Raw genomic sequence first — 641 nt, 5'->3', positions numbered from 1 at the left:
GGCGTTCAGGCGCGCTTCAATTTCACCCAGTTCGATACGGAAGCCACGGATTTTCACCTGATGGTCAATCCGGCCGATGTACTCGATCACCCCGTCGCTGCGGTATTGCGCCAGGTCACCGGTGCGGTACAACCGCGCACCGCTTTCGCCGAACGGGTCGGGAATAAAACGCAGTGCCGTCAGGTCGCCACGCTTCAGGTAGCCCCGGGCCAGGCCGGCGCGGCCAACATACAGTTCACCGATGCAGCCTTTGGCCACCGGGTTCAGTTCACCGTCGAGCAGGTACCACGACAGGTCGGCTATCGGTTCGCCAATCGGACTGCTGGCGTCCAGCTCGAGATCAGCCACCGACAGCGGACGGTAGGTGACGTGCACCGTGGTTTCGGTGATGCCGTACATGTTGATCAGCTGTGGCGCGCTGTCGCCAAACCGTTCGAACCATGGGCGCAGGCTCTTGACGTCCAGCGCCTCGCCGCCGAATACCACGTAGCGCAGGGCATTGGCCCGGGAGTCGGTACAAGCCACGTGCATCAACTGCTTGAACGCCGACGGCGTCTGGTTGAGCACCGTGACGCCCGCGTCGCACAACAGGTCGAGGAATTCCTGGGGCGAGCGGCTGACGTCGTACGGCACGATCAGCA

Annotated in this window: 1 protein-coding gene; it reads right to left on the bottom strand. The window is 63.0% G+C overall.

Going from position 1 to position 641, the window contains the following annotated elements; genetic code table 11:
• Positions 1 to 641 (bottom strand): AMP-binding protein (locus tag HX801_RS31045; protein ID WP_177023373.1); only part of this gene is annotated, 641 nt, incomplete at both ends.

The sequence above is a fragment of the Pseudomonas sp. G1002 genome (assembly GCF_013385455.1).
Lineage (GTDB): Bacteria > Pseudomonadota > Gammaproteobacteria > Pseudomonadales > Pseudomonadaceae > Aquipseudomonas.
The sequence above is the reverse complement of the archived record's forward strand: the minus strand, read 5'-3'. Positions and strand labels throughout refer to the sequence as shown.